This is a genomic window from Sphingobacterium sp. MYb388, from assembly GCF_037479535.1.
Taxonomy (GTDB): domain Bacteria; phylum Bacteroidota; class Bacteroidia; order Sphingobacteriales; family Sphingobacteriaceae; genus Sphingobacterium; species Sphingobacterium anhuiense.
On the sequence record NZ_JBBGYV010000009.1, the window covers coordinates 45,027 to 64,217 of the forward strand.

General features: G+C 36.1%; 21 protein-coding genes. 14 read left to right on the plus strand and 7 right to left on the minus strand.

The features are described 5' to 3' along the window. Positions 1–5: 5 nt before the first annotated feature. From WH188_RS21915 to WH188_RS21925, 3 genes are read right to left on the minus strand one after another with little or no spacing between them, the layout of a single operon-like run. Positions 6–1,400 carry a bifunctional UDP-3-O-[3-hydroxymyristoyl] N-acetylglucosamine deacetylase/3-hydroxyacyl-ACP dehydratase gene (locus WH188_RS21915; RefSeq protein WP_183916341.1) on the minus strand — a complete coding sequence of 465 codons (1,395 nt, stop codon included), beginning with the start codon at positions 1,398–1,400 and terminating at the stop codon, positions 6–8. A 40-nt stretch (positions 1,401–1,440) separates the two neighbouring features. Beyond that, on the minus strand, positions 1,441–2,484 hold the full coding sequence (gene lpxD, locus WH188_RS21920; protein WP_021191866.1) for a UDP-3-O-(3-hydroxymyristoyl)glucosamine N-acyltransferase: 1,044 nt from the start codon (positions 2,482–2,484) through the stop codon (positions 1,441–1,443). A 33-nt stretch (positions 2,485–2,517) separates the two neighbouring features. Further along, positions 2,518–3,768 carry an HD domain-containing protein gene (locus WH188_RS21925; protein WP_132771622.1) on the minus strand — a complete coding sequence of 417 codons (1,251 nt, stop codon included), beginning with the start codon at positions 3,766–3,768 and terminating at the stop codon, positions 2,518–2,520. 296 nt (positions 3,769–4,064) lie between these two features. On the opposite strand from WH188_RS21925, the gene porX reads away from it, so the two are divergent. The 6 genes from porX to WH188_RS21955 all read left to right on the plus strand — a co-directional run bounded on the left by porX (position 4,065) and on the right by WH188_RS21955 (position 9,311). Then, on the plus strand, positions 4,065–5,618 hold the full coding sequence (porX, locus tag WH188_RS21930; RefSeq protein ID WP_021191867.1) for a T9SS response regulator signal transducer PorX: 1,554 nt from the start codon (positions 4,065–4,067) through the stop codon (positions 5,616–5,618). A gap of 13 nt (positions 5,619–5,631) precedes the next feature. Then, entirely contained in the window at positions 5,632–6,042 is a 411-nt protein-coding gene (gene tsaE, locus WH188_RS21935; RefSeq protein WP_021191868.1) for a tRNA (adenosine(37)-N6)-threonylcarbamoyltransferase complex ATPase subunit type 1 TsaE, read from the plus strand. Positions 6,043–6,196: 154 nt separating this feature from the next. Beyond that, complete coding sequence (locus WH188_RS21940; protein WP_445265592.1) at positions 6,197–6,649, plus strand: RNA polymerase sigma factor; 453 nt, start codon at positions 6,197–6,199, stop codon at positions 6,647–6,649. Next, complete coding sequence (locus WH188_RS21945) at positions 6,646–7,383, plus strand: hypothetical protein (RefSeq protein ID WP_339424643.1); 738 nt, start codon at positions 6,646–6,648, stop codon at positions 7,381–7,383. The genes WH188_RS21940 and WH188_RS21945 overlap by 4 nt, the downstream gene beginning before the upstream one ends. A gap of 22 nt (positions 7,384–7,405) precedes the next feature. Then, positions 7,406–8,200 (plus strand): outer membrane beta-barrel protein, encoded by a 795-nt coding sequence (locus WH188_RS21950; protein WP_339424644.1) that lies wholly within the window; start codon positions 7,406–7,408, stop codon positions 8,198–8,200. Between the two features lie 70 nt (positions 8,201–8,270). After that, positions 8,271–9,311: an ABC transporter ATP-binding protein gene (locus tag WH188_RS21955; RefSeq protein WP_243655462.1), complete on the plus strand. Its 1,041-nt coding sequence runs from the start codon at positions 8,271–8,273 to the stop codon at positions 9,309–9,311. On the opposite strand, the gene WH188_RS21960 is transcribed toward WH188_RS21955, so the two are convergent. From WH188_RS21960 to WH188_RS21970, 3 genes are read right to left on the minus strand one after another with little or no spacing between them, the layout of a single operon-like run. Beyond that, positions 9,301–9,816, minus strand: coding sequence for a TlpA family protein disulfide reductase (locus tag WH188_RS21960; protein WP_132771625.1), 516 nt, complete (start codon positions 9,814–9,816; stop codon positions 9,301–9,303). The two genes, WH188_RS21955 and WH188_RS21960, sit on opposite strands and share 11 nt — an antisense overlap. A 12-nt stretch (positions 9,817–9,828) precedes the next feature. Beyond that, complete coding sequence (locus tag WH188_RS21965) at positions 9,829–10,680, minus strand: alpha/beta hydrolase (RefSeq protein ID WP_132771626.1); 852 nt, start codon at positions 10,678–10,680, stop codon at positions 9,829–9,831. A gap of 3 nt (positions 10,681–10,683) precedes the next feature. Further along, positions 10,684–11,895: an alanine dehydrogenase gene (locus WH188_RS21970; protein WP_021191874.1), complete on the minus strand. Its 1,212-nt coding sequence runs from the start codon at positions 11,893–11,895 to the stop codon at positions 10,684–10,686. 128 nt (positions 11,896–12,023) lie between these two features. Between WH188_RS21970 and WH188_RS21975 the strand changes: the two genes are divergently transcribed. From WH188_RS21975 to ytxJ, 5 genes are all read left to right on the plus strand, one after another. Beyond that, complete coding sequence (locus tag WH188_RS21975) at positions 12,024–13,949, plus strand: polysaccharide biosynthesis protein (protein ID WP_132771627.1); 1,926 nt, start codon at positions 12,024–12,026, stop codon at positions 13,947–13,949. A gap of 79 nt (positions 13,950–14,028) precedes the next feature. After that, a complete protein-coding gene (locus tag WH188_RS21980) occupies positions 14,029–14,706 on the plus strand; it encodes a tetratricopeptide repeat protein (RefSeq protein ID WP_132843478.1) in 678 nt (225 codons plus the stop codon). A gap of 235 nt (positions 14,707–14,941) precedes the next feature. Beyond that, the gene (gene ribH, locus WH188_RS21985) at positions 14,942–15,430 is read left to right on the plus strand and encodes a 6,7-dimethyl-8-ribityllumazine synthase (protein ID WP_021191877.1); all 489 of its coding nucleotides are present in this window, start codon (positions 14,942–14,944) and stop codon (positions 15,428–15,430) included. 200 nt (positions 15,431–15,630) lie between these two features. After that, complete coding sequence (locus WH188_RS21990; RefSeq protein ID WP_208700514.1) at positions 15,631–16,374, plus strand: hypothetical protein; 744 nt, start codon at positions 15,631–15,633, stop codon at positions 16,372–16,374. 1 nt (position 16,375) lies between these two features. Next, positions 16,376–16,708 carry a bacillithiol system redox-active protein YtxJ gene (gene ytxJ, locus WH188_RS21995; RefSeq protein ID WP_132771630.1) on the plus strand — a complete coding sequence of 111 codons (333 nt, stop codon included), beginning with the start codon at positions 16,376–16,378 and terminating at the stop codon, positions 16,706–16,708. 38 nt (positions 16,709–16,746) lie between these two features. Here ytxJ and WH188_RS22000 read toward each other — a convergent pair whose 3' ends face one another. Further along, the gene (locus WH188_RS22000; RefSeq protein WP_021191880.1) at positions 16,747–17,160 is read right to left on the minus strand and encodes an RNA-binding S4 domain-containing protein; all 414 of its coding nucleotides are present in this window, start codon (positions 17,158–17,160) and stop codon (positions 16,747–16,749) included. A 115-nt stretch (positions 17,161–17,275) separates the two neighbouring features. On the opposite strand from WH188_RS22000, the gene WH188_RS22005 reads away from it, so the two are divergent. The 3 genes from WH188_RS22005 to WH188_RS22015 are packed head-to-tail and all read left to right on the plus strand — an operon-like array spanning position 17,276 to position 19,108. Then, on the plus strand, positions 17,276–18,094 hold the full coding sequence (locus WH188_RS22005) for a 2,3,4,5-tetrahydropyridine-2,6-dicarboxylate N-succinyltransferase (protein ID WP_132771631.1): 819 nt from the start codon (positions 17,276–17,278) through the stop codon (positions 18,092–18,094). Positions 18,095–18,114: 20 nt separating this feature from the next. After that, a complete protein-coding gene (locus WH188_RS22010; protein ID WP_132771632.1) occupies positions 18,115–18,693 on the plus strand; it encodes an L-threonylcarbamoyladenylate synthase in 579 nt (192 codons plus the stop codon). Between the two features lie 7 nt (positions 18,694–18,700). Then, positions 18,701–19,108, plus strand: coding sequence for a DUF4920 domain-containing protein (locus WH188_RS22015; protein WP_339424645.1), 408 nt, complete (start codon positions 18,701–18,703; stop codon positions 19,106–19,108). The last annotated feature ends 83 nt before the right edge of the window (positions 19,109–19,191 follow it).

Below are 19,191 nucleotides of genomic sequence, written 5' to 3' on the forward strand. Positions count from 1 at the left end.
TACTATTATTTTACTTTCACAATCTGAGCCATTAACTCAGCTTCGCAAACAACTTTTTCACCTACCATAGCTACACCTTTCATTTTAGCAATGCCTCTGCGGATAGGTTCCGTCAAATCGCATCTAAAAATAATCGTGTCACCTGGACTTACCTGCACTTTAAATCGTGCGTTTTCAATTTTTAAAAATAACGTCAACCAGTTCTCCGGGTCAGGAACAGTATTCAATACTAGAATACCACCTGTCTGTGCCATCGCTTCAATTTGCAATACCCCAGGGAAAATTGGCGCCCCAGGAAAATGCCCCATGAACAAGTCTTCATTCATTGTAACATTTTTCAGGCCAACTACATGATTTTCTGTTAATTCTAATATTTTATCAACCATTAACATCGGTTGACGGTGAGGTAAAATCTTCATAATCTGCACTGTATCATATACAGGAGTCATATTTGGATCGTACACCTTAATCTTTTTTGTATTTTTATCCTTGCGGATTTGCTCTTTGATTTTCTTTGCAAAAGCAACGTTAGCGGCGTGACCAGGTCTTGCTGCCATAACATGTCCTTTCAATGGTCGACCAACTAAAGCGAGGTCACCCACCATATCTAATAACTTATGACGAGCGGGCTCATTCTGATGACGAAGCTGAATATTGCTCAAGATACCTTCTTTTGCAACAGTAACATCATCACGGTTGAACAAATGTGATAATTTCTTCAATTCCTCAGGAGATGTTTCTTTATCAACGATAACGATCGCATTGCTTAAATCGCCACCTTTGATCAAACCATTATCAACCAACATTTCTAATTCATGTAAAAAACAGAAAGTTCTTGAAGAAGATATTTCTTTTGAAAAATCTTCAATGGTATTAATAGCAGCATGCTGACTTCCTAATACAGGCGAATTAAAATCAATCATACACGTTAAACGGTAACCATCTAGTGGCATTGCCATGATTTCTACCTTACGTTCAGATTCTATATAATGTATGGCATGCTGAATTTCAAAATAATCACGATCAGCTTCTAACTCTTCGAAACCAGCTTCCTCAAATTTATCAATAAATATGGCTGAACTACCATCTAAAATAGGTACTTCGGGTCCATCAATTTCAATTAATACGTTATCAATCTGTAAACCTACCAGAGCAGCCATTAAGTGTTCAATAGTACTCACACTTGCGCCATTTTGAGAAATCGTTGTACCTCTCGATGTATCTGTGACATTATCAGCATCAACCAGTATTTCTGGCTGACCTTCTAAATCAATTCTTTTAAACTTATACCAATGATTTTCAGGAGCTTGCTTTATTGTCATAGATACAGTTTTACCTGTATGTAAACCGACTCCAGATATGACCACATCTTGCTTGATGGTTCTTTGTTTTACATTCATTTCTAACATATATTTAATCAAAAACGACCAAAAGGTTCTTTTAAGATTTCAAATTTTCCTTTAATAATCGCTCCAACTCCCTGACACGTTTTTCAAGATCAGGTAATTTCGCATAAATGACTTGCGATCTCATATTGGATTGAAAACCCAATACAGGGCTCCCCGCCCACTTTTTATTCGCTTCGGTAATCGATCTATTGATTCCGGCTTGAGCCTGTACCTGACTTTTGTCAGCAACAGTAATATGGCCTACAATACCAACCTGGCCACCCAAAATTACGTTTTCACCGATCTTACTACTTCCAGAAACACCCGTTTGAGCGGCAATTACAGTATTCTTTCCTAATTCTACATTATGGGCTATTTGAATCAAGTTGTCCAGTTTAACACCTTTATGTAATATTGTAGATCCCATTGTAGCACGGTCAATAACCGTATTGGCACCAATTTCGATATCGTCTTCAATAATCACGTTACCAATTTGAGGAACCTTAGCATAGGTACCATCATCCTGCGGAGCAAATCCAAAACCATCAGAACCAATTACAGTTCCAGAATGCACAGTAACATTATTTCCCAGCACACAATCTTGGTATATCTTAACGCCAGGAAATAAGGTCGTATTGTCACCGATAATCACATTATCACCAATATAAACCTGCGGGTAAATTTTAACATTTTTACCGATTTTTCCACCTTTGCCAATATAGACAAAAGCTCCGATATAACCATCCTCACCGATGGTAGTAGTATCATGTATATATGACGGTTCTTCTCTGCCTTTTCTATCCAGGCGAACTTCATTATAGATGTTCAATAATGTAGAAAATGCCGTATAAGCATTTTTTACGCGGATCAACGTTAAAGTTGATTTGGGGGCTGATAATAATTGTTGATCTTCATTAACAATTACAATAGAGGCATTAGTCTCATATAAAAATTGCTCATATTTAGGATTCGATAGAAATGAAAGATCCCCTAAAGAAGCTTCTTCTATTTTCGCTAAATTTGAAACTTCTACATCAGGATTCCCCTCTATCGATCCATTTAATAAGGATGCTATTTGTTGAGCAGTAAATTGCATGCTACAAAGCTATGTTTTTTTATTATATTTTAATTATTTTTTAGCTGGAATTGCTATATATCCAAGCTCTTTGGGATAACACAGTACAAACTTCTGCACTTTTTTTGCTAACGCCTCTAAATTCGACAAATCTGATGCTTCAGCAATATCGCTAATCTCACCTGTCTTCATCAATATCTTAATCGGGTCATTGTGGCTATCATAAGCACTGTTCTGAATTTCCTGGGTGAAAACGTAATATTGCAATTCGTCATCACTTACCTGAAAATATTCTTTAACGCGACGATAAACCTCATCCATCAATTCTTTTGAGAAAGGCATATTACTCATAATGGTCCGATACAATTCACGGCTCATCAATTTCTGACACATCATACGCAAAATAGAATCTTCATGATGGGCCCATGTCTTAATACCAGACATAATATCAGTATCATCCAAAAGTGTAAACCAGTCCAAGTGTAAAGCATCTTCTAAAAAATTGTTCTTATCAATTTTTTGAGTCAAAAACCAGTTAAACGCTGGTGTCGCAAACAATGCGTTGCCACTACTTGCTAATTGCTTTGCCCGTTGCAGTATTTTGATTAATAACTGTTCTGCGCCCACTACGGTTTTATGGAGATATACCTGCCAGTACATTAATCGACGCGCTATTAAAAACTTTTCAACCGAGTAAATTCCTTTTTCTTCAATAACGATCTGATCATCAACCACAGCTAACATAGCTATAATTCGATCATATGAAATAACGCCTTCTGATACTCCTGTGAAAAAGCTGTCTCTATTTAGATAATCCATTCTGTCAGCATCCAATTGACTGGAAACTAACTGATGGAAAAATTTTCGGTGATATTTATTATTAAAAATAGTAATGGCCAGATCAAGCTTTCCTCCGAACTCATTATTGATACGGTCCATTAAAAGAGAAGATAGTAACTCATGCGAAACCCCATCTATAATCGTATGTTCTAAAGAATGAGAAAAGGGACCATGGCCAATATCATGAAGCAAAATAGCCGCAAGTGCCGCCTCTTTCTCTTCTTCACTGATATCGACACCTTTACCTTTTAGCGTATCAATCGCCAACGACATCAAGTGCATAGCCCCTATCGCATGTTGAAAGCGGGTATGCAGCGCTCCAGGATACACCAAATGTGTCATACTGACTTGCTTAATATAGCGAAGTCGTTGCAGATAAGGATGCTGTATAAGCTCAAAAATCAATCCCGATGGAATGGAAACAAATCCATAGACAGGATCATTTAATATTTTTTTCTTATTCAATTTATGAATGCATTTCTTCTAACATATAGCGCCAAAACAATAGCTAACTTTAATTGTTCATCAAATGAGTTAAAGATGAGCCAGTTTATTTTCCTGTCCTAGGAGTTAAATTATAAATACAAATATAATTAGTTTAAGTGGTTAACAAGTGTTAAAAATAATAGGTAAAGCTCCTTTTTTATTTAAGTTCGTATAGTTTAAATGAAAATATCAAAAAAAAGTGATTATTACTCCAGCTACCTAAACACTAAAACAATTGGAATTTAATCGATTTTGATTATAGCAAATATTACAATATGCAAAAAACACATATACTTTGGGCTGATGATGAAATTGATTTTTTAAAACCTCATATACTCTTATTAGAAGAAAGAGGCTATAAAGTCAAAACAGTAAATAATGGAAATGATGCGGTGGATGCTTTTAAAGAAGGTGTTTTCGACCTAGTATTTTTAGATGAAAATATGCCGGGTTTAACAGGTTTAGAGACATTAGCAATCTTAAAATCCATTAATCCTACCGTACCTACTGTACTGGTCACAAAAAATGAAGAAGAACATGTCATGGAGGATGCCATAGGCTCTAAAATTGACGATTATCTTATAAAACCCGTTAATCCGAAGCAAATTCTCCTGACTATCAAAAAACTGACGGAAAACAAGAGACTTGTTAACGAGAAAACATCGATGGCATATCAACAGGACTTTAGAAACCTTGGTATGGTATTAAATGATGATCTGAATTATCAACAATGGTCCGAGGCATATAAAAAGCTGATCTATTGGGAGCTTTCGCTAGAGAAACTTGAAGATGCGGGCATGCATGAAATCTTGACAATGCAAAAATCGGAAGCAAATGTTCAATTCTGCAAATTTATAGAAAAGAACTACTTGAATTGGATGAAAGCTCCAGATCAAGCTCCAATACTTTCGCATCAATTATTTAAGAAAAAGGTATTTCCGCAATTAACGGAAGATAAACCTACATTTTTCTTTTTAATTGACAATTTGCGTTACGATCAATGGAAAGTGATCAACGAAGTAATCACCGATTATTTTAGACTAGAGGAAGAAGATACTTACTACAGTATTTTACCGACCGCGACGCAATATGCCCGAAATGCAATTTTCAGTGGACTGACGCCTTTAGAAATGGAAAAGCGATTTCCAAAAATGTGGCAAAACGATGAAGATGAAGGTGGTAAAAATTTATATGAAGACAAATTTTTAGAAGACCAAATCCAGCGTGTCTACCGGAAGCCTATAAAACACTCCTATACAAAGGTCTTAACCTTAGATCAGGGGAAAGATGTCGTGGACAATCTGAGCAATTTAATCCAGAACAATCTGAATATATTAGTCTACAACTTTGTCGATATGCTTTCGCATGCAAGAACAGATATGGCTATGATTCGCGAATTGGCAAACAATGAAGCGGCTTACCGTTCTTTAACCCTTTCATGGTTTGAACACTCGCCCTTATTTGAAGCCTTGAAATGGCTGTCCCAGCGTAATGTTCGAGTGATCATCACAACAGATCATGGAACAATTAAAGTAAAAAAACCGAGCAAGATTGTTGGTGACCGTAATACAAATACCAATTTACGCTATAAACAGGGTAAGAATCTAAATTTTATTGACAAGGACGTGTTCTTAATTAAGAATCCACATGACGCTCAATTACCAAAGTTGCACATGAGCTCCTGCTTTGTCTTTGCAAAAGAGGATTCATACTTTGTATACCCAAACAATTACAATCAATTTGTCAATTATTTTAATGAAACTTTTCAGCATGGGGGTATTTCATTGGAAGAAATGATTATTCCTTTCGCTACTTATACTTCCAAATAAGTAATTTTGCAGCATGATAATCGAAGTAAATCAACTTTCAGAATTAGATCATGCTGCAGAACTACTTTTAAAGTCTTTTCCTGATGATCGTGTATTTCTCTTTTACGGTCATATGGGTGCGGGAAAAACAACCTTTATAAAAGCACTTTGCAAAGCTTTGCAAGTACAAGACAACACCTCAAGTCCCACATTTTCAATTGTAAATGAATATAGCACACCACAGGGCACAATTTTTCATTTCGACTTTTACAGAATAAAAGAAGAAGAAGAGGCCTATGACTTTGGCTATGAGGATTATTTTTATTCTGGAAATTATTGTTTTATCGAATGGCCGAATAAAATCCCAAACTTACTGCCTGATGATGCAAAAACAATTGAAATTGAGATTACATCACCTACAAGTCGAAAAATAATTATAAAATAGTTGCGCCCCATGCAACCTTTCCTAAATATCTTACGTCTTCCTAATATAAACTGATTAAATTTTGGAAAACGTAAGTATAGATTCAACATGGAAAAAATGTCTCACTGGAGATAGAAAAGCTCAGTACCATCTATATCAATTTTTTTCTAAAAAAATGTTTGTTGTTTGCTTACGCTATTCAAAAGACAGCTTAGAAGCGGAGGATATACTGCAAATCGGATTTGTAAAAGTCTTCACTAAAGGACACCTGTTTTCAGAAAATGGGTCTCTCGAAGGCTGGATACGAAGAATTATGGTCAATACGGCTATTGAAATACAGCGAAAAAACAAAATTGTTTATGTAGAGTCTCTCGATAACGACATTATTCATGAAATTCCGAATAACAACGCTACCGATCAGATACATTACAAAGATTTAATGTCAATCGTTCATCAATTACCCATTGGTTACCGTACAGTCTTTAATCTCTATGCTGTAGAAGGCTATACACACAAAGAAATTGCCGAAATGCTCAACATAAGTGAGGGAAATTCAAAATCACAGTTATCAAGAGCAAGGCAGTGGCTGAAAACAAGATTATTAAAAATTGAGGCATTTACGTTATGAAAAATGAAGAAATCGACAAATTATTCCGCGATCATATTGACAAACTTGATATACAGCCTAGCGCTGATATCTGGAATAAAATAGAAGCGGATCTTGATGAACAGAAAATTGTACCAATCAAGAAAAAAATAAAGTGGTTAAAACCGCTTGTTAGCATCGCCGCGACCCTCATTTGTATTGGGATTTTTAGTCTATTGGTCATGAAGCAGTCAGCAAGCACCGTGGAAACCACAAACATTGTTAATCGGAAAAAAGATACAGCTACCCAAAAAGAACAAAAGGATGTAGTAGAAGATTTGATAGAAACTAAAGAAGAGCCTGTCCGATTTGCCGTCAAAACTGTACCCGAAAAAACTCAGGATACGCAAACTGATTATCAAATAAAATCAATGCCACCGAAAATTGCACAGATCAATGAAGAGGTAGCGCTTAAAAAACTAAAAATAACAGCAGAACAACCGATGCTAGTAGTTGTGGATTCACAAGCACAAATAGCACATGCAATGGAATACATCCCGATCAAACCCATTATTGAAAACCCGGACGAAGAAGAAAGTATGATGGCTTCAGCCAGCGAAAGCAAACAGAATGTTGTTACTAAGGTGCTCAACATTTTGAGCAAAACCATCAATCAAGGGAATGGTTCAGAAGTTCAGTTCAGCAATGATGACGAGGGAACATTACAGATTGATCTACTTAATAGTCTCGTTAAAAATAAAAAAAGAAAAAAGTAAAACCTAAATAAACTCTTTCCATATGAAAAAATATTTTCTATCGTTCGCAATCATCGGTATCCTAACATCCTGCCTTCTAGTAAAAGCATATGCACAACAGGACAGCACTAAAAAAATTAATATTTCAACAAGCATTTTAGGCAAAGAAGACAGTGATAAAATTGATGACAAAAACACACCTGCTGTTTCAAAATATCCAAAAATATTTGGTGGCATCACTTTTTCTCGCATAGATTGGGGATTTTCAAGGTTAATTAATGATGGTAGCTTTACATTAAATGAGAATAACGAATTTTTAGAATATAAAAAAGCTTCCAACTTTGGTTTCGATATTGCTCAATTTGGCCTTCGATTCAGTGATCGATTCAAAACGTATATATCGACAGGTTTTGAATGGAACTATCTGAGGTTGAAACATAATGTTTTGCTGGATCAGGACGCTACTCCTTTGGACTATTCCTACCCGGATGACATCACTTACAAGAAGAATGTATTTACATCAACATACCTACGTGTTCCGTTAACATTTGAGTTCAGAAGTAAAAGGTTTAAAAATGGTGAGCGTGCGAAACTTGCTGTCGGCGCAATGACTGGAATTTTAATAAAAGGTAGTCAACGTTTAAAAAGTAATGAACAAGGCAGCCAAAAATTTAAAGATAATTACAATTTGGCCAGCTTCCAGTATGGTGCCTTTGCGCGACTCGGATATGATTCAATGGGCGTTTTTGTCAAATATTATTTCAATGATATGTTCGAAAATAGTCCTGATCAACAGGGTTTAAATAATTTTACTTTTGGCCTGACGCTAGGTTTTTAGGGTAGAATAATATTAAAATGCTTAATTTTAAGCCGAATTATAACATTCGGCTTTTTTTATTTTGCAAAATATGTCACAATCTTCTTGTCAGTATGTTCCCTTTGATAAAGAGGTCCTTGGACTTCCTTACATCCATCTTGAAAATCTTAGTTTTTCATTTTTAGAAAATTCGGAAAGTTTAGCCGTACAGCAAGCAAATATAGGAATCCAAGAAGGTAAAATCACGGCTATTATCGGAGAATCCGGCAGTGGGAAAAGTACATTACTTCGTCTCATCTATGGTCTATTAGAGCCATTAACCGGTGAAGTTCGTTACAAAGGCTGGTTAGTTCCAACAAGAAAAGATAAACTAATCCCAGGGCATCAAGACATGAAGCTGGTTTCCCAGGGTTTTGATGACTTAAACACATTTGCCAATGTTTGGGATAATGTCGCTTCCCAATTGCCAAATACAAATATCGAAGCCAAACAAACAAAAACTGCTGCAATCCTAAAAAGACTGCGGATTGATCATCTTGCAAAGAAAAGAATTGCTGACATCAGCGGTGGAGAAAAACAACGTGTTGCGATCTGCAGAGCATTGGTAAATGATCCACAAGTACTATTGATGGATGAACCCTTCAATCAGGTTGATGCCTCTTTCAGAGACACATTGCAACAAGACATCAAACAAATTGTGGTCGAGACAGGCCTTACGATCATACTTGTTTCCCATGATCCGACAGAAGTATTGGCACTGGCCGACGATCTTATTGTAATGAAAGATGGTAAGATATTGGATCAAGGCCATCCAAGGGAACTTTACGAAAGACCAACTAATCCATACACAGCACTTTTATTAGCTAAAAGCAATATTCTGAGTAGCACAGATGCGAAATTGCTTCAAATCCAAAGTGATACAACCGTCATCATTCATCAAGAATGGGTATCTATAACGGCATCGGAGACAACGCATGATTTCACATTAACCGATATCCGCTTTAGAGGTTTTTATTATGAATTAGTAATTACAAATCATGCCTTACAACTACATGCCATCAGTACGACTCCTGTTTCAATCCAAATAGGACAACCTGTAACCGTCAAGATCGCGCAATATATCAGTCTTTAAGTAAAAGACGATCAATAAGAGCAATCAATTGATCAAACTCTTTTTTCTCATACCCAAGGGACTGGTAAATAACATTGCCCTGGGCATCGAGTACGACATTGCGTGGAATACCTTGGTCTGCAAATAAACCAAATACATTTCTTTTCAAGTCTGGATAAAATGGTAGGGAATATTTGTGTTCGGCAACAAAGGGATCAATTTTATTCCAATCCTGCTCACGCGCCAGTACCATTAATTCAAATTTGGGGTTATCTTTATATTTTTCCCATATTTCCTTCTGCAAGCGAGGCAATTCCTCTCGACATGGAGGGCACCAGGTTGCGAAGAAATTAAGCAACACTACTTTTCCTTTCAGATCGGAACTGGCAATAGAAGTTCCATCTTTCTTGGGAACTTCAAATGCAGGACTTGCTGCATTAAGAGGCACTTTCCATCCTCCATCAGAGGTTTGTGCTTCGGCTATTAAAAACAAAAAACTAAAAATAAGACCTAAAATATGTTTCATTTCAATAATATGTTATAAATGATTTACCCAATCTACAAAACTATCTAACCAAGCTACTGAACTTGTCTTATTAATCAAACCAAAACCGTGTCCCCCCTCCTCATAAGTCAATAGCTTATTTTTAACATGAGCTTTATCCAGTGCTTTGATCATCACATAACTGTTTTCAATCGGAACCGCTTTATCATCCTTTGCGTGAACAAAAAATACAGGACAAAGATCTGAGGTCACATGCTGTTCAGATGAAAATTTGGCAATCTGCTCTGGAGATGGATTCTCTCCGAGAAGGTTGATTCTAGAACCATTGTGCGTAATAGCGTCAGTCATGGAGATAACGGGATAAATCAATCCGGCAAAATCGGGCGCTAAAGATAACTGTGACGGATTAGCAATGAAACCACGTTTTGAACTGATAAGCAAAGTAGATGCAAGGTGCCCTCCTGCTGAAAAACCGATAACTCCGACTTTATGCAATAAAGGAAAACCACTGCGGATGTACTGCATGGCACGCTGCGCATCTTGTATTGGTCCAATGCTCTTATCGACCATGATATTGGGCGAAGGTAATCGATATTTAAGAACAAAAGCCGTAAAACCAGCTTTGTTCAACTCTTTTGCAACATCATGTCCTTCATGATCCATAGCAATATGTGCATAGCCACCGCCTGGAATAATCAACACACCCATACCCTTATCTAAAGCTGCATTTGGCTTGTAAACAAATATTTCTGGAATATTTCGATTGTATCTGGCCGTATCTGTATTGATAGAATTTGGGATCTTGTCATTATATAAGGCAAACTTTTCTTGCGCTGTTGCTTGAAAAACAACTGAAAAAAGAATAATCATTAAAGTAAGTTTCATGAATTACAAATTGGTCACTATAATTAAATCCAAATCTTTGGCTGTCATTTCAAATTTTGAAGCAATATCCTTATTGGTCAATATTCCCTGGTATAAGTAGGTTGCACTTCTAATTCCTGCACTTTTCCAAATGACATTTTTGACACCTCCCTGCTCAGCAATATCAAGTAGTATTGGTGTAAAAATATTTGTTAATGCATAGGTTGCAGATCTCGCCACCCGAGAAGCAATATTAGGGACACAATAATGAATGACATCATATTTTCTAAAGGTCGGTGTATCATGTGATGTGATATTTGAAGTTTCAAAACATCCCCCTTGATCAATGCTTACATCTATAATAACAGAATTAGGTTTCATTTCTGAAACCGTTTCTTCAGAAATGACACAAGGAGTTCTCCCATTTTTTGAGCGTAAAGCACCGATGACCACGTCGCAGGTTTTCACAGCTTTGTTCAAAATTGTAGGTTGGATAATAGAAGTGTATACGCGACTTCCTAGATTATTTTGGAGACGTCTTAATTTATAAATGGAATTATCAAAAACTTTCACTTGTGCACCCAGTGCAATAGCTGTCCTTGCCGCATATTCTCCAACTGTTCCGGCACCTATAATGACCATTTCTGTCGGCGGAACACCTGTAATACCTCCCAACATTAAGCCTTTACCACCAAAACTATTACTTAAATATTCAGAAGCGATTAAAGTTGAAGTAGCACCAACAATTTCTCCCATTGCTCGGACTACTGCCAAACAGCCCCCTTCATCGCGCAGATATTCGAAAGATAAAGCAGTAATTTTTTTTTGAATAAGTGCTCTCAGAACAGGTAGCTCTAATAATGAAGGCTGTAGTGAAGACATCAATATCTGATTTTGCTTCATCATTCCTACTTCCTCAAAAGTTGGTGCGCATATTTTCACAATACAATCCGCTTGATAAACTTCCTCAGCAGATGAGACAATACGAGCACCTTGTTCACTGTAATGATGATCCAAAAAATTAGATCCTAAACCGGCACCAGTTTCCATAATAACTTCATGGCCATTTTCTACCAAAAGACCGACTGACAGTGGTGTCAAACAAATCCTTCTCTCCTGAAATGCAATTTCCTTGGGTATACCAATAAACAATCTTTTTTCCCTAGAAGCAGTCGCTGATAAAGTCTCTTGTGGCTGTATCATTGCTTGACTTGCCAATTTACTTAAGTCACTCATTTATTTTCATGCATTACTTTTTAAATTTACTACTTTTATTTAAGCTAAGCAAAAGAAATTAAGCACTTATATGCCTACCTGTTTAGAAAAAAAGTTACATTTGTCCAACTAAGCACTAAAACAAAACTATGTTTAATAAACTTAATATTGTTCCACGTTGGATTATTTTTGTATTAGATATCTTTACGGCAATATTTGCCTTTACCTTGGCAAATATCATCTATTACAGTTTTGATTTTGCTTTCATAAATACATCTGAATTTGCGATCAGACTGATTTATGCAATGGGTGTCACAGCAACTTCCTTTTATTTATTTAAGATGCACACGGGCATTATACGCTATACCAGTGCTGTTGATTCCATTCGAATTCTTACAGCAATTGTATTCGCAGTACTTGTTTTCTTCGTTATCAAAACGGTATTACTCGCAACTGGAGATCAACACACTCTACCTGGCTCACTCATTATTTTATATGCCTTATTTTGTTTCTTATTGCTCACGACATACCGAACATTTATTAAAATATTCTTTGTTTATACAAAAAATATAAGAAGTGACAGACGCAATACGTTGATCTACGGCGCTGGCGACCTTGGTATTGCCGTTAAAAGAACGTTAGATCACGATACACGTTCCAAAAATGCCATTGTCGGTTATCTAGATGACAATGAACAAAAAATCGGAAAAGTAATTGATGGAATTAAAATTTTTGACCCGAAGAAACTAGGACAGGTTATTATCAATCTGAACATTGAAGAGGTCATCATTGCTTCTCACAATATCCCCTTAGAATCTAAAAATGATATCATTGACATCTGCCTTGAGAAGAAGGTGACCATATTGACTTTACCTTCTGTCAAGAAAATCATGAATGGGGAGTTAAATCCAAATCAGATTCAAAAAATAAAAATTGAAGACCTCCTTGAACGAGCTCCAATAAAGATAAGCAATGACAACATTTTAAATCAGTTAAAAGGCAAGCGTGTTCTGGTAACCGGTGCTGCTGGTTCTATTGGAAGTGAAATCGCGAGGCAGTTGGGCAAATTTGAACCACAGATGATTATTTTGTGCGATCAAGCAGAATCACCTTTGCATAACTTACAGCTGGATTTACAGGACGAGTTTCCATTACAGGTTTATCATTCATTTATTGGTGACGTACGTAGTATTGACCGTATGAAGCTCATGTTTGAAACTTTCAAACCGCATTATGTTTATCATGCTGCAGCTTACAAGCATGTTCCGATGATGGAGAACCATCCTTTAGAGGCAGTACACACAAATGTTGTTGGCACTAAAAATATCGCAAATCTTGCGGTTGAATATGGTGCGGAAAAATTCGTGTTTGTGTCAACAGACAAAGCGGTAAACCCGACAAATATTATGGGTGCAACGAAAAGGATTGCTGAGATATATGTCCAATCCTTCAACCACTTTTTACAAAGTAATGAGCATGTCAATGCTAAAACCAAGTTTATTACGACGCGCTTTGGTAATGTATTAGGCTCAAATGGATCTGTTATACCACGTTTTCGAGATCAAATTGAAAAAGGAGGTCCCGTAACCGTTACACATCCCGAAATAACGAGGTATTTTATGACAATTCCAGAGGCCTGCCAATTGGTATTAGAGGCTGGATCGATGGGAGAAGGTGGTGAGATTTTCGTTTTTGACATGGGCAAATCTGTTAAAATCATCGAATTAGCGAATAAAATGATCAAACTTTCTGGTTTTATTCCAAATCAAGATATCGAAATTAAGTTCACAGGCTTACGTCCCGGAGAAAAACTTTACGAGGAGCTTCTGAATGATTTAGAGAACACAATGCCAACGCATCATAAAAAAATTATGATTGCAAAAGTTCGGGAAAACGATTTTCAACAGGTTAATCATCACCTTGAGAACTTAGTAACCGGTATTAAACAGCAAAATAAGCATAATGTTGTTTTAGAAATGAAAAGGATTGTGCCAGAATTTAAAAGCCAAAATTCAATCTACGAACAGATAGATAAAGAAATTGAGGCAGAGAAAGACTTAATTAATAGAGTTTAACGTTTATTATAATTACAAAAGCTTGCATATTTACCGTAAAATTGTATTTTTGCAATCTATATTTTTTCATTGAATCATAATGTCTAAAAATCAAAACCAAAATAACGCTGGACAAGCGAATAAACCTTCACAAGGTTCATCTTTTCAGGACAATCAAAAAAGCATCACTTTTATCGTCGGTGGTATTTTTGTGTTAATTATATTGTATTTTGGATATCAAAAACTTTATCTACAACCGAGAGCTGAGAAAGCAGCGAACGAAATATTTAAAGCTGAAGAATATGCTGCAATAGATTCATTACAAAATCGTGCTATTGAAGGAGACGGTTCTTTTGCAGGATTTAAAGAAATTGCAGATGAATATTCAAATACAAAATCTGCAAACATTGCAAATGCATACCTAGGTGGCTTATATTTACGTCAAGGAAAGTATAATGAAGCGATCGAAGCTTTAGAAAATTATTCGGCAACCGGAAGTCCAATTCTAGACCCATTGGTTACTGGATTGAAAGGTGACGTACATTCAGAATTGAAAGATTATAAGAAAGCAGCTGGATTTTACAAAGAAGCAGCTGATAAATCGGCTAACTCTTATACTACTCCATTATTTTTGAAAAAATTAGGTTTAGTTTACGAAGCTCAGAATGAGTTCAAGCAAGCTGAAGAAACGTATAAAAAAATAAAGACTGATTTCCCTGAAAGTCAAGAAGCAGCTATGATCGATGGTCTTATCGGTCGTGTTCAAGCACATTTGTAGAATTGACTCAAATACACATAAAAAAAGGTTGCCCAAAGGCAGCCTTTTTTTATGCTATATAATTCTCATATGAGCTATTATGACAGCTAAAATACGGTGCAATAACGTCACTCCAATTATAATTGAAATAACTACAAAGCATTTCCTGGAAACAATTACCAATGCATAAATTTACGTTGATATGAGCGCAATTATATTGTGTTTCTAAGCAAATTTATCTAAGTTTGTTCTACATATGGCAAGTAGTATTAAAAATTTATCGGACTTTTCACACATTACAGTTGCAAACGCAAATCCTTTTAAATTTGGAATTGTTGTTGCACAATGGAATGCGGAAATAACTGGGGCTCTTTTAAATGGTGCAATTTCTGGTCTAGAAAAGCATGGAGCACAAGAAGAAAATATAAAAATCATCGAAGTACCTGGTAGTTTTGAATTAATAACGGGTGCAGATATTTTGTTACGCGATGATTCATTTGATGCAATCATTTGCTTAGGCTGTGTGATTCAAGGAGAAACACGTCATTTTGATTTCATCTGTGACGCGGTTGCCAATGGCATCAGTAACGTCGCATTAAAATACAACAAGCCTGTTATTTTTGGGGTATTGACAACTGACAATCAACAGCAAGCATTGGACAGAGCGGGTGGCAAGCATGGGAATAAAGGTGAAGAAGCAGCAATCACTGCTATTCAGATGGCACATATTAGTGCGCAGTATTAATATGTCTTTTTTTTAATTTAAAAAAATAAGAGCTCTAAACACGAGAGCCAGACAAAAGCTATTCAGATCAAAACTTGGCTAGCGAAATGCAAACAAGAATAAGATAATATTGTTATCACTATAGTATTTGATCGACTTCAGTGTCTTGTATAAGATATTGAAGTCGATTTTATCTTTTATAAAGATCTATATTTTATATAATGAAGACTATACTAAAAATTGCTTTCTTATACATCATCATGCAAATGAATGCTGTCTTGGGAATAGCACAAGAAAGTAATATACAAATGAAGCTGGAATCCTCCATAGGAGGAATTGAAAACTGGCAGAATACTAAATTTCTCTTATTCTCCTGCACAGGGAATGATAATGCGAATCTGCTTAACAGCTCTTCCGACAGATCATTATTATGGAATAGAGAAACTGGAGAATGCCGCTTTGAAGGACAATCAACAAAAAATGAGAAGCTGGTTTATTTATTCAATTTCAAACGCAAGCAGCCCCTTAAACTCTTTGTTAATGCTGTTGAGATTAAAACCATAGAGACGGCTCTGCAACGCGACATTCAGCAGCAGGTCAATGAAGACCTAAAGCTCTTGTTATTGCCGCTAATAACAGAATTAAAAGGTATAAACTTCACTGATATAAAAGTAAAACTTTTGAATAATGAGAAATTGTTGAGCACGTTTGTTAGCTATGATGGGAGTTTCTATGACGGTCCTATAAAAGGAAATTTACTCATCAATGAAAATACGGGTGAGATAAAAGCTTTTGAAAACACCATAAGTCTGGTCAATTATCAGGTTGATCAATATAAAGACGCGGGTTCTGGCCTAAAGCTTCCAACTTCGTTTATCGCACTAAACAATAAAAAGAAAAGCTGTACATTTACAACTGTTTCTACATTCGAACACGTAGAAGCTTCAAAATTTACTGAATTATAATATGATTAACTGGATTCCTCTTAATAGTTTAGACCAACTACAGGAAATATTGGGTAGTGAGCAGGTCACTGCAATTTTTAAACACAGTACTACCTGTGGCATTAGCGGTATGGCGAAGAAAAACTTTGAACGCTTTGCTAATTTAACAGATAAGTCTTACGATGTTTATTATTTAGATTTATTAGCTTTCCGAGAAATTTCGAATCAGATTGCTTCCATTTGGCATATCGAACATCAGTCGCCGCAGCTCTTGATTATAAAAGGCAAAGCATGCCTTTTCAATGCATCGCACGGAGATATTGATTTCGATGATCTTGTCACTTATATAAAATAGAAAAAGCTACTAAGTAGCTTTTTCTATTTTATATGTATTTATTTACTTTGTCCATCATCTTCCCACCAATCTTCTTTCAAATCATCAATCTCACGACGGTCTCTTTTAGTGGGTCTGCCAGCTCCCCGATCTCGAGTTAAAATTGGAGCATGGAATGCCGATTTATAAGCGGTTGTCTCCTCTTCCGGAGTTTGATCTTCATAAAACTGTACGGCCGTCTTCGCATCAACTCTTCTTTCAAGAAGTCCTAGAACTTTTACGATCTTACGTTCGATTCCTTTTTGAACCTGATAGATATCCCCTACTTTAACAACGTAGGAAGGCTTAATATTCTGCCCGTTCAATTTTACCCGCCCAGCCTTACAGGCCTCAGTAGCCAGACTACGTGTTTTAAAAAGACGTATTGACCACAAATATTTATCGATTCGAAGTTTTTCAGTTTCTGTTGCCATTTGTACAAAAATAGTCATATTGACTTAAAATCTGCTCATTATCCATTATAAATTGAACAAATTTTAACATATTTGTCTTCAATAAAAAGAACTGATAATTTTTGAATTATAAAAGATGCCTGAACAATTAAAAAAACTTATCGAAGATGCCTGGGAGGATAGACAACTTCTAGAATATAAAGAATATGCGGAAGCAATTCGTACTGTGATCTTAAAACTTGATGCTGGTGAATTGAGAGTCGCTGAGCCAATCGGTACGAGATGGCATGTTAATGACTGGATAAAAAAAGCTGTAATCTTATATTTCCCGATCCGTGAAATGAGTGAGTCTTCTGCAGGTCCATTCGTTTACTACGATAAAATGAAATTAAAGACGAACTACAAAGAAATTGGTGTTCGTGTTGTACCTGGAGCATCTGCTCGTTTAGGTGCATATCTAGCTAAAGGTGTAATTTTGATGCCTTCGTATGTCAATATCGGAGCATATGTTGGTGAAGGCACTATGGTCGATACTTGGGCTACTGTAGGTTCTTGCGCACAGATTGGCAAAAATGTTCACTTAAGTGGCGGTGTAGGTATTGGTGGTGTATTAGAGCCGGTACAAGCTGCTCCCGTTATTATCGAAGACAATGTTTTTGTTGGTTCTAGAGCAATCGTTGTAGAAGGTATCCGTGTTGAAACTGAGGCTGTTTTAGGTGCTAATGTGGTATTAACTGCATCCACTAAAATTATTGATGTATCGGGCCCTGAGCCAGTAGAATACAAAGGTTATGTACCTGCTCGTTCGGTTGTTATTCCTGGTTCTTACACAAAAAAATTCCCTGCTGGTGAATATCAAGTTCCTTGTGCACTTATCATTGGTAAACGTAAAGAGTCTACAGACAAGAAAACATCTTTAAATGATGCTTTACGTGATCACAACGTAGCTGTATAATTTCCTAATTAAAATAAAAAATGAGTCAATTTGTAGATAGAAACGATATTAATCAAGCTTTAGAAGTTCTCAAAAATGGCGGTTTGATTTTATACCCAACAGATACGATCTGGGGTATTGGTTGCGATGCCACAAATCCTGAGGCTGTGGAGAAAGTTTTTCAGTTAAAAGGAAGAGCAAAGGAAAAAAGCCTTATTATTCTACTACATAATGACAATCAATTGGCAAGTTACGTTACTGAAATTCCAGAAGTAGCTTACCAATTGATTGAATACACAGAGAAACCACTAACTATCGTGTACTCTGGAGCTAAAAACTTAGCTCCAAATGTTATTGCAGAAGATGGTTCAATCGGAATTCGTATTGTTAATCACGACTTTTGTCAACAGCTTTTACAACGTTTTAGAAAACCTTTGGTATCTACCTCTGCGAATATTAGTGGCGAAGATTCACCAAAATGTTTTGATGATATCTCTGAAGAGATTAAAAATCAAGTGGATTATGTTGTTCAGTTTGGACAACATACTAAAAGTGACGGGAAGTCATCAAGTGTGATGAAGTTAGATCCTAGCGGGAAGTTTGAATTTCTACGAAAATAAGATCAGTATGAAAATATTACTATTACTTGTTGCTTTAGCCTTTGGTATTTCTTGGAACGGCCAAGCTCAACAAAAAGAAATTACTCCTGCAGAAATTGGTGTACAATATGGTAAAAAAGTGGATAAGTCCAATGCTATTACAGTTGACAAACTAGAAAAATCATTAGAAAAATCACCTAAATTCACCGGTAAAGTCACTGGAAAAGTTGTTCAGGTCTGCACCAAAAAAGGGTGCTTCTTGACACTTCAAAGAACGGGCGACAAAGAGCCTATTACAGTACGCTTTACCGATTACAGCTATTTTGTACCTGCTGATTTAGTTGGTAAAAATGTGATTGTAGATGGTTATGCTAAAGTAAAAGATACGACAAACGAAATCACTTTTGTTGCTGATGGCGTATTAGTTGTTAAATAGATCGTTTAATAAATTAGAGGAGGTCATTTTCATTAACGAAAATTGACCTCTTTTTAATTTTAGCATTTATTAAATAAGCTTGA

Coding starts and splice junctions, on each gene's coding strand:
- WH188_RS21915 (WP_183916341.1), bottom strand. CDS start 1,400: ATGAATGTAAAACAAAGAACCATCAAGCAAGATGTGGTCATATCTGGA.
- lpxD (WP_021191866.1), bottom strand. CDS start 2,484: ATGCAATTTACTGCTCAACAAATAGCATCCTTATTAAATGGATCGATA.
- porX (WP_021191867.1), top strand. CDS start 4,065: ATGCAAAAAACACATATACTTTGGGCTGATGATGAAATTGATTTTTTA.
- tsaE (WP_021191868.1), top strand. CDS start 5,632: ATGATAATCGAAGTAAATCAACTTTCAGAATTAGATCATGCTGCAGAA.
- WH188_RS21940 (WP_445265592.1), top strand. CDS start 6,197: ATGTTTGTTGTTTGCTTACGCTATTCAAAAGACAGCTTAGAAGCGGAG.
- WH188_RS21945 (WP_339424643.1), top strand. CDS start 6,646: ATGAAAAATGAAGAAATCGACAAATTATTCCGCGATCATATTGACAAA.
- WH188_RS21950 (WP_339424644.1), top strand. CDS start 7,406: ATGAAAAAATATTTTCTATCGTTCGCAATCATCGGTATCCTAACATCC.
- WH188_RS21955 (WP_243655462.1), top strand. CDS start 8,271: ATGTCACAATCTTCTTGTCAGTATGTTCCCTTTGATAAAGAGGTCCTT.
- WH188_RS21960 (WP_132771625.1), bottom strand. CDS start 9,816: ATGAAACATATTTTAGGTCTTATTTTTAGTTTTTTGTTTTTAATAGCC.
- WH188_RS21965 (WP_132771626.1), bottom strand. CDS start 10,680: ATGAAACTTACTTTAATGATTATTCTTTTTTCAGTTGTTTTTCAAGCA.
- WH188_RS21970 (WP_021191874.1), bottom strand. CDS start 11,895: ATGAGTGACTTAAGTAAATTGGCAAGTCAAGCAATGATACAGCCACAA.
- WH188_RS21975 (WP_132771627.1), top strand. CDS start 12,024: ATGTTTAATAAACTTAATATTGTTCCACGTTGGATTATTTTTGTATTA.
- WH188_RS21980 (WP_132843478.1), top strand. CDS start 14,029: ATGTCTAAAAATCAAAACCAAAATAACGCTGGACAAGCGAATAAACCT.
- ribH (WP_021191877.1), top strand. CDS start 14,942: ATGGCAAGTAGTATTAAAAATTTATCGGACTTTTCACACATTACAGTT.
- WH188_RS21990 (WP_208700514.1), top strand. CDS start 15,631: ATGAAGACTATACTAAAAATTGCTTTCTTATACATCATCATGCAAATG.
- ytxJ (WP_132771630.1), top strand. CDS start 16,376: ATGATTAACTGGATTCCTCTTAATAGTTTAGACCAACTACAGGAAATA.
- WH188_RS22000 (WP_021191880.1), bottom strand. CDS start 17,160: ATGGCAACAGAAACTGAAAAACTTCGAATCGATAAATATTTGTGGTCA.
- WH188_RS22005 (WP_132771631.1), top strand. CDS start 17,276: ATGCCTGAACAATTAAAAAAACTTATCGAAGATGCCTGGGAGGATAGA.
- WH188_RS22010 (WP_132771632.1), top strand. CDS start 18,115: ATGAGTCAATTTGTAGATAGAAACGATATTAATCAAGCTTTAGAAGTT.
- WH188_RS22015 (WP_339424645.1), top strand. CDS start 18,701: ATGAAAATATTACTATTACTTGTTGCTTTAGCCTTTGGTATTTCTTGG.